Genomic DNA, 14410 nt, shown 5'->3' with positions numbered 1-14410 from the left:
TTAGGCGTGTATCCCGTCAATGTATTTTGTTATATATTACCCCGATAAAATGGACGCATAAGTATTAAAAGATGAATATTTATGCAAAATATAAGTCCAAAAAATTTACCTGTATGTGAATATGAAGGTGAAGGGAAGTGAAAGAATTGAATATAACAGCAAAGAATCAACCACTTAGAAAAGAGGGCATGGAATGCTAGCAAAACGTATTATACCCTGCCTAGACGTTAAAGACGGCAAAGTAGTTAAAGGGGTGAAGTTTCGCAACCACGAAATTGTTGGCGATATCGTACCTTTAGCTAAACGCTACGCCGAAGAAGGCGCAGATGAATTAGTGTTTTATGATATTACAGCAAGCTCTGACGCGCGCGTGGTAGATAAATCTTGGGTAAGTCGCGTTGCAGAAGTGATCGATATTCCGTTTTGTGTCGCTGGCGGTATTAAAACCGAAGACGATGCTAAGCGCGTGCTTGAGTTTGGTGCCGATAAAGTATCAATTAACTCCCCTGCACTTGCCGACCCAAGCTTAATTAACCGTTTAGCTGATAAATTTGGCGTGCAATGTATTGTTGTCGGCATCGACTCTTACTATTGCGATGAAACCAAAACCTACCAAGTAAAACAGTTCACCGGTGATGAGTCGCGCACCGTGACCACACGCTGGAACACCTTTGACTGGGTGAAAGAAGTGCAATCACGCGGCGCAGGTGAAATTGTACTGAACGTAATGAACCAAGACGGCGTGCGCTGTGGTTATGACTTAGAGCAGTTATCAAGAGTACGTGAAATTTGCACGGTACCGTTAATCGCCTCTGGCGGCGCGGGAGAAATGGTCCACTTTGCGGATGTATTCAACAAAGCTGATGTCGATGGCGCACTCGCGGCCAGCGTATTCCACAAATCCATTATCAATATTGGCGAACTTAAAGCCTATCTCATCGCTCAAGGGGTTGACATAAGATTATGATAAACGAAGAAAAATTAAGTGCCCTAGATTGGGATAAAGTTGATGGCTTAATGCCAGTGATTGTACAAGATGCGGTTTCAGCACAAGTGCTCATGCTAGGCTATGTCAACCAAGAAGCCTTAAGCGCCACTATCGAATCCGGTAATGTAACCTTCTTTAGCCGCACTAAATCGCGCCTTTGGTGTAAAGGTGAAACCTCAGGTCACTTCTTAAAAGTGGTGGAAATCACCCCTGATTGCGATAACGACACCTTACTGATCACCGCCAATCCCATCGGCCCAACGTGTCATTTAGGCAATGTCAGCTGTTTTGAAAACGAGCAGCAGCCTGCCATGACCTTCATTGCCCACTTAGAGCAATTTTTGGCCGAGCGTAAAGCCGCTGATCCAAGCGAAAGCTACACCGCCGCCCTATTTGCTAAAGGCACTAAACGCATCAGCCAAAAGGTCGGTGAAGAAGGTGTTGAAGTCGCCCTAGCAGCCATGGCCAAAGATCGCGAAGAGCTAATTTGTGAAAGCGCCGATTTGCTATACCACCTAACGGTATTACTGCAAAACGAAGGCGTAGCGCTAGAAGAAGTGGTTAACCAACTTAAATCTCGTCACGGTAAAAAAGCTGTTCGTTTTTAATAATTTGAGATAATAACCTATTAATTGAAAAAACCGCCGCTGGCGGTTTTTTTTCAAGGTTTCCGGTAATCCTCCCATGTACGGCGTTTTTCAAGTTAGTTGACGATAGTCATAGCTTTATTTAGCTAATATAAGCATGAAAAGTCATTGTTATTTGCCAATTCTGCAAACGCATGTTTCATCAACAACACAAACTCAGGGTCGTTAAACACCACCCCTTTTTTATCCGCATAAATCATATGCTCAAAATTATAAAAAAATTCTGAGGACACTCTTGGTAAACTTCTAATTTCATTGTCCAGAAAAAGAATAGGATAGGTTACAAACCCTCTTCTTAGCTCATCATTTTCTATGTAATTTATTTCCGGCTTTTCTCTAGGAACCAATGTAATTAGACACCTTGTAGCTAGGGTTTGTTTTATTGGAACTGGCTGAATTAACTTTCTCTCTTCAAGAAGTTGCTGAGACAAACTATTATAGGTAACAGAATCTTTTAATCGAACTTCTTCAAAATTAATAGAATGTTCATTTTCTCGATAAGATAAAATATATGATGTCACCCCCCACTGTCTAAACTCCTTTGTATAGACACTCTCATTATTTATAAAATCCTCCACACTTAACTCTGAACCTTTAGTTGAAATAAAATGAGAAAAAGTGTATGAAAAAATAAAAAAAATAAAAAAACCAACCACTAATTCCATCATAAAAAAAACAATGTAATCTTGTACTTTCAGCTTTTCAGCAATCATTTTTACTTATTCCAGCAATTTCTAACAAAAAATCTAAAGGCAGCGTAATCACCTGATCCATTCGCTCATTAGCGTGGCGACTACTATTAACATTTTCATGACCAAAAGAAAAACTTCGCAAACTAACATGATTTATGCCTTTGTTAAAATCTAATTCAACAAGACCTGATAACTGCACCTTGCTGAAAGGGTTATTTATGAGATTAATTACCACAGAGCAGTATCTTGAACTATCTGGATGCTTATCAAAAGAGGCTTTAGCATGCCTGTAACGGTTTTTAGCCCCAGCCTGTATACTGTCATTAAGCACTTTCAACTGATCCGCAGTCAGAAATTTAATTAACTCTCCTTTTTTCTGCTTAACATAAACAACCCCTGTTAAAAAAACACTTTGTGGTTGACTGAGAAGCTTATTATCCGGAAAAGGTTTAAAATAACGACTCTGAACAATCCCAATAAAACCAATAGCCATAAATATAACAACAAAGCGAAAATCAAACCCTCTTCGATACAACTTATATTTAGTAAAAAAACTCAATTTTAATCCTACATTGCTCTTCATAGACAACCTTTTATTAGTTATTGCGCATGCGAAAGCTGGAAAGGGAAAGCTGGGACACCCACCTATGGGAAAGCTGGAAAAGGAAAGCTGGGACACCCACCCAAATAATTAAGCAAACTTATACCAAGCCACCGCAACAATTGCCAAATTTTGTTTGCTAATTTGCGACAAGCAAGTCTACTGTCGGTTCAGTTAAAACTGGAAATTGAACTGAAATGCTAAGCTCTGAGCGGATTGATAGAAATTGGGCATGGCTCCACCAGCTCATAGAAACTGGCTAGATAGTATGGTTATGCGACGGGCAGCTTTTTTCAGGTTAGTTTTATCCAAACCCACTCAGTCTATTAATATCGGACAGCCATCTAAATAATCTAGCTATCTGATGGCGCAAAAAGCCAGCGAAAAAGGCTAGATCTGCTGTAAGGATTCGCTGCTGATTCATTAATGGATGGAAGGTTTGGCTACAATGTTATTAGAAATCCGTAGTTCTGACTGGATGTGTAATTTTTAGGTGTGAGCAATCCTGCCTGTTAAGCAAGTTACGCAGTTAGTTTGTGCTGCGGAAAATATTATCCCAACCCACTCAGTCGATTACATGCCGTTTGTCCTCGCGTCCAGCAGTGGCCAGCCTTTCTACTGTGGGCAGTCAGATGCTCCCAACTGCCTGCGGCGCTGCCAAAACTTCGGCTAAAGTAACTGACCAGTTGCAACCAGCTATCTTGTTCAATACCCAGCTCGTGTAATAACTTGGGTTCATCGGCGGGAATATAGCCGCGCTTATCATCGCGAATGGCACGACCCGTCCAATCAACCAGTTGCAGGTATTCTTCAAAATAGAACGGGATTTCATGGGGTTGTCGAGTATCGAATTGGCGCTCAAAGGGTAACAGCTCGGATTTCACAATCTGGTCATTCTGCTTCGCTTTAAATTGCTGAATACGCTCATAAATCGAGGTGAATTATTGCTCTTCAACACGCTGGCACATATCGGCGCGGATGGGGTTTAAATCAACGTAAGTCATGCAGGTAAGCAGGGCCTTTTCATCCAGTAAGGCTTGACTTTTAAAGCGCCCCTCCCAAAAATGCCCTTTGCAGCGGTCTTCTTGATTGGCCTTGCGCGCAATGTCTTCATTTAAACAGCGCATAAACCAGCTGATGTTTTTAAGGCGACTGCGCCATTCAGCAATTAATTCAGCCACTACCGCTTGCTCTGCACCTGTTTGCTCTTTTCCCATTAACCAATCATCTACCAGCATGGGCATGGCAAACATCTGCTGCCAACGCGCTGCAACTTCACTATCAGATAGATTGCGGTTCTCAAGCAAATTAATATGCAATATCAAATGGTAATGATTGCTCATAATGGCGTAAGCGCAGACATCGATGGTGAAAATGTCCGCTAGTTGCTTTAGTTTATCCAACACCCAAGGCTTGCGATGCTCGTAACTCTGCTGAGTATAGTGGTCGATACCGCATAAAAAGGCACGGCGCACACAGCGACTGGTGACATGATAGTAAGGCGTTGATTCAGGGCAGATCAACTGCCCGCGAGGCAAAGTCATGGCCACATCCTGCTCCATAAGTGGTTTTTAAACTATGGCTCAGGATGTGCGTTAGCGCAAAAAGTGGTGGGTGTCCGCTATTCACCATGCTCTGAGTCATGGTCGTACGCCTGTTGATCGACTTTCTCTTTGTTCCATCCCTTCGCTCCACGGACTCCGCTCAAGGGTAATGCGTTAAACACTGACCATGATTGTTCGTCTGCTTCCTCACTACTATGAATGGATCCGACTTCTTGCCGTTAATGGCAACTAGCTATGCACTTTCGCTTCCTAGTTGCTGCCTGCTCCGCAAGCTAACGACAAGACCTCCCGAGTTCCGCATAAAAGACATCACCACATGCGTAAGGTCTACGACTGCGACGTGTTAGCCTGAAACTCGCATAACGCCTCAGGTCTATATTGCTTTCCCCTTCATCCAACAAGGTCAACACACATAAAGGGTGATTACGCAGCTCAATACTTAGCCTATGGCTTCCCCTGTCAACGCTTAACCGCGTGCCTCACGGCACGCCGCCCATGACTCGGGGTACTGGCGACTTGCTAGGTCTTACCAGTCAGAGGGCTTTCACCTCCAATCTTCTACCGATTTAGCTCGGCGCACTGGATGTCCCATTATTTCTCTTCTAAATTAAGCTATGCATTGAACAATAGGCGTGGCAACCACCAGTCTTCCCAAACAGCACCAATTTGCGAATCAATACCTTTTAGCTCGGCTAATGCTTCAGGCTTGTACTCATCATCCAGACCACTAATATTCCCCCCCCAGTCCAGGTATTCCTTAAGAAATATTAGGACTGACAAAAATGACGATGCCAATTTCTTGTTTCTTACCGTCAAGCTTGGACGCTCATCATTTTTGTAAAATACTACTGCCTCCTCCTGACGAAGGTCTATAGAGTAGTATCCGGTGCCAGATTTATCGTAAACAAACGGAACCAGCCCATACTCAATATAACGTCCAATATCAGATTTAATTTCACGTAAACCATCCTCAGGGTGCGTAGAAGGAAATGAGAATAACGGAACCTCAAGGTTTCGATAACTATACTCCGATAAAAATTCCAAATAATATTTTGGTATATCAGGATTATCTGAGAGCTTGAGAATATCATCACTCAACATGTCAGACTTAAATATGGCATACTCGTGTTCAATCAACTTATCCGCTTCAGAACCTTTCATTGGATGCCCTACTGGCAATTCAGGAAAAAGTTCGGTTATCCAGTCAATATAAGACTCAAAAAAACTGTTAATTTCACTAGGGTTGTTCATTTTATTCATAATATCTCTTTTTTATCCATTTACACGAGGCCTGACCATTAAATGATTATTTCACTAATCGTTAAAATTATGCCAAATATTATAGTTTCCTTTTCCTCGGTGTAGGTCCCAAGGCAAAGGAATAGCCCAACGCCCCTCATCAACATGATGATGCTCGATTCTTTGAAATTTAAAATCTTTATGCTCTGGAAAGTGCTTTATCCATGTATTGTCAACTCTGGGAGCAATGTGATCGTAGTATACCTTTATTCCCTTCTTATTTGTACGGTATAACCTCTCTCCAGTTCTCGGGTTAAGTCCTTCAATTAAAGCCTTGTTTGTGTGGCTTAGAGAGTCTGGATTCATCTTTAACCATTCGCCCCAAAAAGCTTTTCCGTTCCTTGGGAATAAAAGCTGGGACACCCACCTAAATATTCCAACTGCATTGCCAGCTTCAAACACCAAGCCACCACAACAATTGCCAAATCTTGTGTGCTGGTTTGCGACAAGCAAGTCTACTGTCAGTTCGTTATTAACTGAAAATTTAAATGAGATGCTAATGCTGAGCGGATTGATAAAAATCAAACATGACTGCACCAGCTCATAGAAACTGGCTAGATAGTATGGTTATGCGGCGGGTGGCGTTTTTTCAAAATAGTTGTACCACTGCGCTGTTATTGTCGAAAACTCTATTATTCCACCAGCAACACCTCTTGCTGGTTCACCTGCCAAAGCTCATGTTTGGCCATTACTTTACTGAACATTTTGCTTTGTAAATACAAGTTTAGCCACTGGCGTAGTTTCGGATACGGAGACTGCAAATACCATTGGCGCTCTACCCGCGCAAATTGGCGAATAAACGGTAATATGGCAAGGTCGGCAAGGCTTTCACGCTCACTCATTAAATAGCGATGCTGCGATAAACGCACCTCTAACTGTGCGATGTAGCTTTCACAAGCGCTACGACACTTGTCTAAGGTTGGCTCATGGTAGCGCTTGGCCGCTCGGTATTGCTCAAGACACGGCTTAAATTCACTGTCAAACTGATAAATTAAAGTGCGCATTTCATCTAAGTGCGCGGCGTCACCACTCATTAATAAATCTGCTGGGTCTTGTTCACTTAACACCCACAACATCACTTCCAGGCTTTCTTCTATCACCATGCCATCACGGGTAACTAATACCGGCACCGTGCCCTTAGGCGAAGCAGCTAACATTTCAGCAGGTTTATCCTTTAATACGATATCACGCAGCATTACCGGCAATTGTGCTTGATATATGGCCATTCTGGCGCGCATGGCAAAGGGGCAATTGCGCAGCGAGTAGATCACGGGCAATGGTTTGTTTTTATTAGTCATATTTTCATTTTCCATGGCTATTAACATCGCCTTTACATGAAGACAACAAGGATAAATGCCCCGCAAAGATATTCATTGGCACCAGATACGGGTAACATTCGCCCTTTAATGTTAACCGAGACCTTGTGAAGTGATGAAGCCAAAGATTGAATTATTAGCCCCCGGCGGTGATATTGACGCCATTAAAGCCGCAATTATTGCGGGTGCTGACGCCGTTTATTGCGGCTTAGACAGTTTTAATGCGCGTAATCGCGCGGCCAATATTTCGTTCGATGAACTCGTTGGCGCCATCAGACTTGCCCATCAATATGATTGTCAGATCTTCTTAACTCTCAACATCGTGATTTTAGAGCACGAATTTAAAAGCTTAGTTAAATTGCTCAACCGCTTAGTGAATACGACCCTTGACGGCGTGATAGTGCAAGACATCGGCTTATTATATGTACTGCGTGAATACTTCCCGACGCTGGATATTCACGCATCTACCCAGCTCACCACCCATAATGCCGGGCAAATTCCGTTTCTGAAACAGCTTGGCGCCAGCCGCGTTAACTTATCACGCGAGCTAAACTTACGTGAAATCACCGCACTTGCCAAAGTTGGCCAGCAGCACGATACCCTACTAGAAGTGTTTGTTCATGGCTCGCTGTGTATCGCGTTTTCTGGCCTGTGTTATTCCACCTCGGCCAGTGCTGGTAACTCAGGTAACCGCGGGCGTTGTAGCCAAGCCTGTCGCGAGGAATATGAAACCACCGAGTCAGGCAACAACTTCCCACTCAACATCAAAGACAACTCGGCATTTTTTGATTTACCCGCGTTGATCAATGCTGGCGTGTATTCGTTTAAAGTGGAAGGACGCATTAAAGGGGCTAACTACGTTCACACGGTGATCGACAGCTTTCGTAAACAAATTGATGGTTATATTGAAACGGGCGAGCTCACCCAAGATGGCGAACGACTTTACAAGGTGTTCAATCGCGATTTTACCAATGCCTTTTTGCGCGGTGATTTAAACCAGTCGATGTTTATTGATAACCCACGGGATCATTCAAAACACCACGCGGTGGAAAAATTCAAAGCCAGCCAAGGCGACGCCATTTCAGTGGTGCAGATTTTTGATGCCAAGCAGCAACTCCATGCCGACAAACAACAAATAAATGCCAGCGTTGATGAAAAAATCGCGCACTTGAGCATCGATAAAATCAAGCTCACACTGCAGTTTGCCAGCGAACAGGGCAAGCCATTAACCTTAACCGTGATCACAGCGCAAAATGACCATTTAATCAATGCCGACAATGCAACTAAAACCACTGTATTGACTTCACAAAGCCCTATGCAGCCAAGTGAAAAGTTAAGCGTCGATCAAGAAACAATCGAAAAGCGTTTTAAAAACATTGCCAACGCAAACTATGAATTAGTGGCTCTTGATACGGCTGCGCTAACCGACGGTTTAAGTATTCCATATCGAGAAGTTACTCAGCTTAAGAATGACCTATTGGCTTACTTAAATGATGGCATTGCGACAGTACCCGAAGTTACCCTGCCTAAACTTGAACATTACGCCAAGCCCAGCGGGCAAGCACCGTTACTTTCGATGCTGATTTGCGACCCCGCCGATGCCGCGCTGGCAGACGTGACCGATGGTGATATTTACTTTAAACTGCCCGATGCGTACAAGCGTGGCTGCACTAAATATGTCGATTTCTTACTAGAGAATCCGAGATTGATCCCGTGGTTTCCCGCGGTGTTAATTGGCAAAGACTTTGACGTAGCGTTGAATATTTTAGAACAAGTTAAGCCGCCATTAATTGTCACCAACAACACCGGCATTGCTTATCACGCCCAGCGCCTTGGCATTAATTGGATCGCAGGGCCGCTGCTCAATACCACCAACTCGTATGTGTTGTTGTCACTGCAACAAAATTTCGATTGTCGCGGCGCGTTTATTTCTAACGAAATCAGCAAGCAGCAAATCCGTCACATCGCAAGACCGAAGAATTTCAAAATGCTCTACAGTATTTATCACCCGATTTTGCTAATGGCGAGCCGTCAGTGCTTTTTCCAGCAGAGTGTGGGCTGTGAAAAACCGCGCATTGATAATGGCTGCATGCTGTCATGTGATAAATCCACCAGCATTAAAAACCTGAAAGGGGATTCATTTGCTATCGATAAGCAAAAAGCGGGATACCCAAGTATTTATAACCAAGATCAGTTTTTAAATACCGAGATTATTGATGATCTTAGTGATTTGTTTGATGGCTTTATGATTGATCTAACGGATATTGGTGCAGGTGATAGGCAGTCGCCGGACAAAATTACATTGATCAAACAGTTTGAAGCCTTGCTTAGCGGTCAATCTGAGGCCAGTCAGGTTTTAGCGAACTTAGTGCCTGAGTCGACTTACCAGCAATATCAAAACGGCTTGTAAATGAACCATGAACAAGAAGTGCGTCACGCACTTCTTGTTCAAGTTTTTTAATACAACCCTAATGCAATGCCGCCCGAAACGCGAGTTTGCTGCAAATCTCACCTTCAGCAACCAGTATTTGCTCTAAACGTTCGTCTACCTCAGCTTTATCAAAGTATTCATACGCCAGTTCAATAAATAAGTTTTTGTGCTTTTCTTCTGATTTGGCAATGGTGACATAAAAATCTTTTTCTTTACCCTCAGGTAAGGCTTGAGCCACTAAGTCAAAGCGTTCGTGACCGCGCGCTTCTATCACCCCCGCGACGATTAATCGGTCCATAAAAAATTCATTACTGCCGTTACGAAATAACGATCTCACTTGTTTGATGTAGGGGTCTTTTTCGTCTTTGGCTAAGTTTACGCCGCGCGCTTGTAGCAACTTAACCACTTGCTTGAAATGGATCATTTCTTCAATCGCCAAATCCGCCATGGCGCGTACTAATGTTTGGCGGTCGGGATAATGAGATAACATCGCCATTGCCATGCCTGCGGCCTTTTTTTCCGCCCCAGCGTGATCTTGTAAAAACGCGTCAAAATCAGCTAACACAGCCTCGGTCCATGCAAAGGGCGTGTGGTATTTTAATTCAAACATAATGTTGGCTCTGCAAAATGAGGGGGATTCTACCTGCTAGTAGTGCAACGTTTCAACCTTCCCTCCTAGAGTTGATTCTACCTTCAACGGGTGCTTTATTTGCTTCCATGCCGTTACTTTGCCCGCCATGTTGATACGCTCAAATCCATCGTTAACATCAAGGGCTCTCGGCGGCGCTAAAAAATCATGTAAAGAGTGGTAACTTTGTGGCTCGGCAACATTAATAATCAGTAAATCTTTGGGTCTATTGCTAAAATGGGCTTTCACTTGCGCAAGATGACGCTCATAGCAAAGTGTCAAAAAGTTATCGTCATGGATATTTTCTAACGTTAATGGTGAAAATACCCTTTTATAACAGCGCTTTAAAATAGGATTAAACCCGCCATCTTCACGCATTAAATTAGTCAACATGCGTAATAATAATTGTCGTATTGAAGGGATCCAATCTTTTAGATCCCGTGTTAAATAAACAAATTTAGCATCAGGATAAAGTATATCTAGCTCAGCATAATCGGCAAATATCGGCGTGTCGGCTAACACTTGGGCTTGCTCAAAGGTACGGCGTGTATAAGCCGTATGAGCTGTTGTTAATCCCATCTTTAGCGTCGCCAAACAAACACTTGTTGTCGCCGTGCGCGGTAATCCAATAATAAAAACCTTTTTCAAATTAATCATTTTTCCTTCCAGTAAAACCCTGTAACATAACGCCAAAATTAAATATTAATCAAGTAATAAGCATTTTACAGCTTTGGGTATGCTAATTGCTAAGCATAGTATTAATGACCAATTTTTAGCATTTTAAGATAATTGAGATCAACGGATGATTACGTTCACTAAATTATATCTACAACTTACCTTATTATTTTTCACCTGTTGCGTTTCTAAATTGAGTTTTGGCCATGAAATAGACCACTCAACTGTTGCACTCAGTGCTGATGAGCAGGTTTTTATTCAAAACAATCCTGCTATCACTTTAGCCAGTGGCGATTCATTTGAACCTTTTACCATTTTAAATGCTGATGGCAGCGTGAGTGGTTTCGATGCTGATTTAGTGAATATAATCAGTGAGCGAACCGGATTAAAGATCAAACTGGCTTTAGGAAACTGGAAAGAGATGCAAGCGCGCACTAAACGTCGAGAGTTTGACGGCATCAGTACCGCTAGCCCAGATGAAGATCGTAAAACCTATTTGAATTTTTCTAAACCTTATACAAAGTTATATTCCGTAGTACTAGTACAAAAAGGTAACCCCCTTAATATTAGAAATATTGACGATTTAGAAAACAAACGCATTGCACTGCAAAAAGGCAACCTTGCTTTTGAGCGTATGGTAAAGGCAACTGGCATGAATATAAGCCCTGTCTATGTTGATAGTATTCATGACATGATTAAGACGCTGGTCTCAGATCAAGCTGATTTCACCGTGTTAGACGAGTCTTATGCTTATGTGGCACAGCTAGTCGGCTTAGAAAAACTAATTGAGGTTGGTTTTGTGCTGGGCAAAAAACCTTTCGATCTCACTTTTGGCTTACGTAACGATAAACCTGAATTGGTCAGCATTATTAATAAAGGCTTAGCCAGTGTCACAGCAGACGAAATGTTAGTACTGCGAAATCGCTGGCTAGGTGGGTTTGGCAGCGATCGCTATGGCGATCAAAATACCATCCCATTTAGCCCTAAAGAAGTGCAGTTTTTAAAACAGCAACAAAGGATCACCGTTTGCGTAACGCCCGATGGCATGCCCTTTGAATCCCTGACTAAAGGTAAACATGACGGCATGAGTAAGGACTACCTTGCTATATTAACAAGTCGCTTAGGCCTAAAAACAAATATTTACCCTACTCGCTCTTGGCAAGAAACAATTCAAGCATTAGGCCAACGTCAATGTGATGTCGCAACTCTGGCGATGAAGCCAAGCCAACACAACCAAGGCATTAGCTATACTTCGCCAATTGTCACCAGTCCAATCAATATTATTACACAACAAGCAAATCAAACGCTGTCTGACTTAAATTCTTTAGCAAATAAAAAAGTCGCCATGGTTCAAGACACCTTGTTGGGTGAATTTATTCGTAAGCACTATCCTAATATACACATTGTTGACGCTGTAAATTCACAGCAAGCATTAGAATCGGTTAATAATAAACAAACGGACGCATATATCGGCTCGGCCATTATTGCTCGCCATATCATGCTAACGCAGCCAAATTTTAATTTAAAAGTGGTGGATGTGATCCCTTATGATATGGAACTGACTGTAGCGACGCGTGCCGACTTACCCGAGCTGGCGAGTTTATTTCAAAAAACCATTAACCTCATGGATAAAAAAGAGAACCAGCAAATATATAATAAATGGGTAACAACCCAATATAAAATTAAAAACCATTACCAAGGGGTGATTAAAATAAGCTTAGGCTTATTAGCGATCATTATTGCCGTATTGCTTTGGAACTATTCTCTGCGCAAAGAGAAGCATAAAACCGCCCTTGCCCTTGAGCAGGTAAACCAAATGAATCTGTTACTGGCAAAGAAAAATGATGAGCTTGCTTTGCTCGCTAATACCGATGAACTCACCGGTCTTTGGAACCGAAAAAAAATAAATCAAACCTTAAAACATGAATTTTTATTGGCGCAGCGCAATCAATATGACTTTGGGGTGATCTTGATCGATATTGATTTATTTAAAAGTATTAATGACTGCCATGGCCACCAAATTGGCGATGAAATACTCATCGAGTTCGCTAAACAATTACGCTACCTTGCCCGCGAATCTGATTTAGTGGCGCGCTGGGGCGGTGAAGAGTTTCTACTTATTTGCCCTCTCACCATCGAGACCGAGCTGTTTCAAATAGCTGAACGGCTGCGCAAAAAGATTGCGATGCTGCCATTTGAGCATATTCAATCGTTAACCGTGAGTATGGGCGTAGCAAGCCACCGCAATGAAACAGATTGCCGAGCATTGTTAAAACGAGCTGATCAGGCGCTTTATCAAGCCAAGCATGCCGGTCGAAATCGCGCCATACTCGGTTAGCGTTATTTGGATAGATAATAATGCCTAGGGATCAGTTAGTAATCCTTGAGTTATTTGATTCTGATTACTCGTCAGATAGTCGATATCGTGCAGATACGACAAATGATGCCCTGCGGCGATGTGCTGCTGAAAATCGCGATTGCCTTGCTCTGCCTGCGCTTGCATAAAACTCACTAACGCTGTTAATCGCTCAATCATATTATCGACCAGTGTGACGCGTTGCCCATGCTCTAAGCCATAAGCTTGGCAAAATAGTCGCGCTCGGCTGATTTGTTCACCCAGCGTTCCCATCGCGTCATTAGGGTGAGTTTTAAAAGGCGCCCAACAATATATGGCATAGGCTAAATCCCAGATTCTTGGTCCAGGATGAGCGGTATCAAAATCAAATAAACCGATAACTTGCTCGCCTTTAAAAGCCACATTATAAGGTGCATAGTCGCCATGGCAAATCACCTCAACCGGCTCTCGCACTGGCAACATCCAGTCACTTTGACTGCCCTTTTCCGACCAACGTGCACTGCAATCATGAAATTGACGTAAAAATTTTGCTGCGCTTTGTAGGGTATTATCGTTGGTTTGTTCGCCTGTTAAGCGCCCATCACATACCTCACCTGCCACTAAAGTCAACACTTCACGACCATCAGGTGTCATACCTAAACATTGTGGTACGCCCTCAAATTGCTGCTCTGCCAAATAGGTTAAGAGCTGATGTACCGCGGGTGTCCAGCTACCCGTTTCACGGTACACTCGATGGTGTTGTAAGGTAACTTTGTTGTTAGCGGCGTGTTCATTTGGTAATAATTCATCCGTTGTATTCAATTGTGTCATGGCCCGGCCTGCGATTGCTGTTTGTTGGATTGCTGTTCGATGAATTGTTTGGTGAATTGTTGTTTGGTGATGCGATAAAGACAATGTGGTGCTAAAGGATGATCGGGTGCTAATTTAGGGTGCAAGAAATCTTGCTCTATATTAATCATTCCCAGCTTAGCCATCACTCGCTGTGACGGTGAATTTGTTAAGGTGGTAAAAGCATAAATAGCTGGTTGGTCGAGCTGGTCAAACGCAAATGCTAATGCGGCTTGTGCACCTTCTGGTGCATAACCCTGAGGAATCCCCTGATGATTTCATTAAAAATCATAAATTTAAGTAGAATGGCATCTTTCCGTATGATCTAATGAATTCGCCAAAACACAAAAAACCAAACAGAAAGATGCGCGAACTTAAGATTTT

The 14410-nt window shown here is 42.7% G+C and carries 13 protein-coding genes and 1 pseudogene; 4 read left to right on the top strand and 10 right to left on the bottom strand.

Annotation, left to right across the window (positions count from 1 at the left end; genetic code table 11):
- The first annotated feature begins 193 nt into the window (after positions 1-193).
- Entirely contained in the window at positions 194-967 is a 774-nt protein-coding gene (hisF, locus tag K6Y31_RS19685; protein WP_233054748.1) for an imidazole glycerol phosphate synthase subunit HisF, read from the top strand.
- Entirely contained in the window at positions 964-1596 is a 633-nt protein-coding gene (hisIE, locus tag K6Y31_RS19680) for a bifunctional phosphoribosyl-AMP cyclohydrolase/phosphoribosyl-ATP diphosphatase HisIE (RefSeq protein WP_233054747.1), read from the top strand. The genes hisF and hisIE overlap by 4 nt, the downstream gene beginning before the upstream one ends.
- A gap of 125 nt (positions 1597-1721) precedes the next feature.
- On the opposite strand, the gene K6Y31_RS19675 is transcribed toward hisIE, so the two are convergent.
- The 6 genes and pseudogenes from K6Y31_RS19675 to K6Y31_RS19645 form a co-directional block, all read right to left on the bottom strand.
- Complete coding sequence (locus K6Y31_RS19675; protein ID WP_233054746.1) at positions 1722-2348, bottom strand: hypothetical protein; 627 nt, start codon at positions 2346-2348, stop codon at positions 1722-1724.
- Complete coding sequence (locus K6Y31_RS19670) at positions 2338-2910, bottom strand: hypothetical protein (RefSeq protein ID WP_233054745.1); 573 nt, start codon at positions 2908-2910, stop codon at positions 2338-2340. Before K6Y31_RS19670 ends, K6Y31_RS19675 begins: the two co-directional genes overlap by 11 nt.
- Before the next feature lie 569 nt (positions 2911-3479).
- Positions 3480-4472, bottom strand: a pseudogene (locus K6Y31_RS22535) (transposase).
- A gap of 633 nt (positions 4473-5105) precedes the next feature.
- A complete protein-coding gene (locus K6Y31_RS19655; RefSeq protein WP_233054742.1) occupies positions 5106-5753 on the bottom strand; it encodes a hypothetical protein in 648 nt (215 codons plus the stop codon).
- A gap of 54 nt (positions 5754-5807) precedes the next feature.
- Positions 5808-6317 carry a hypothetical protein gene (locus K6Y31_RS19650; protein WP_233054741.1) on the bottom strand — a complete coding sequence of 170 codons (510 nt, stop codon included), beginning with the start codon at positions 6315-6317 and terminating at the stop codon, positions 5808-5810.
- Positions 6318-6424: 107 nt separating this feature from the next.
- On the bottom strand, positions 6425-7090 hold the full coding sequence (locus K6Y31_RS19645) for a glutathione S-transferase (protein WP_233054740.1): 666 nt from the start codon (positions 7088-7090) through the stop codon (positions 6425-6427).
- Between the two features lie 133 nt (positions 7091-7223).
- On the opposite strand from K6Y31_RS19645, the gene K6Y31_RS19640 reads away from it, so the two are divergent.
- Positions 7224-9518, top strand: a complete 2295-nt coding sequence (locus K6Y31_RS19640; protein ID WP_233054739.1) for a peptidase U32 family protein — start codon at positions 7224-7226, stop codon at positions 9516-9518.
- A 58-nt stretch (positions 9519-9576) separates the two neighbouring features.
- Here the strand turns inward: K6Y31_RS19640 and K6Y31_RS19635 are convergent, their stop codons facing one another.
- Positions 9577-10149: a MiaE family protein gene (locus K6Y31_RS19635; RefSeq protein ID WP_232799691.1), complete on the bottom strand. Its 573-nt coding sequence runs from the start codon at positions 10147-10149 to the stop codon at positions 9577-9579.
- Between the two features lie 36 nt (positions 10150-10185).
- Positions 10186-10824: a sulfotransferase gene (locus K6Y31_RS19630; protein ID WP_233054738.1), complete on the bottom strand. Its 639-nt coding sequence runs from the start codon at positions 10822-10824 to the stop codon at positions 10186-10188.
- 145 nt (positions 10825-10969) lie between these two features.
- On the opposite strand from K6Y31_RS19630, the gene K6Y31_RS19625 reads away from it, so the two are divergent.
- The gene (locus tag K6Y31_RS19625; RefSeq protein WP_233054737.1) at positions 10970-13180 is read left to right on the top strand and encodes a diguanylate cyclase; all 2211 of its coding nucleotides are present in this window, start codon (positions 10970-10972) and stop codon (positions 13178-13180) included.
- A gap of 24 nt (positions 13181-13204) precedes the next feature.
- Here the strand turns inward: K6Y31_RS19625 and K6Y31_RS19620 are convergent, their stop codons facing one another.
- Positions 13205-14008 carry a phosphotransferase enzyme family protein gene (locus K6Y31_RS19620; protein ID WP_233054736.1) on the bottom strand — a complete coding sequence of 268 codons (804 nt, stop codon included), beginning with the start codon at positions 14006-14008 and terminating at the stop codon, positions 13205-13207.
- Entirely contained in the window at positions 14005-14292 is a 288-nt protein-coding gene (locus K6Y31_RS22530; RefSeq protein WP_427901921.1) for a GNAT family N-acetyltransferase, read from the bottom strand. The genes K6Y31_RS19620 and K6Y31_RS22530 overlap by 4 nt, the downstream gene beginning before the upstream one ends.
- Positions 14293-14410: the final 118 nt, after the last annotated feature.

Origin of the sequence: Motilimonas cestriensis (assembly GCF_021295315.1) — a bacterium.
Taxonomy (GTDB): domain Bacteria; phylum Pseudomonadota; class Gammaproteobacteria; order Enterobacterales; family CBDFNC01; genus Motilimonas; species Motilimonas cestriensis.
The sequence above is the reverse complement of the archived record's forward strand: the minus strand, read 5'-3'. Positions and strand labels throughout refer to the sequence as shown.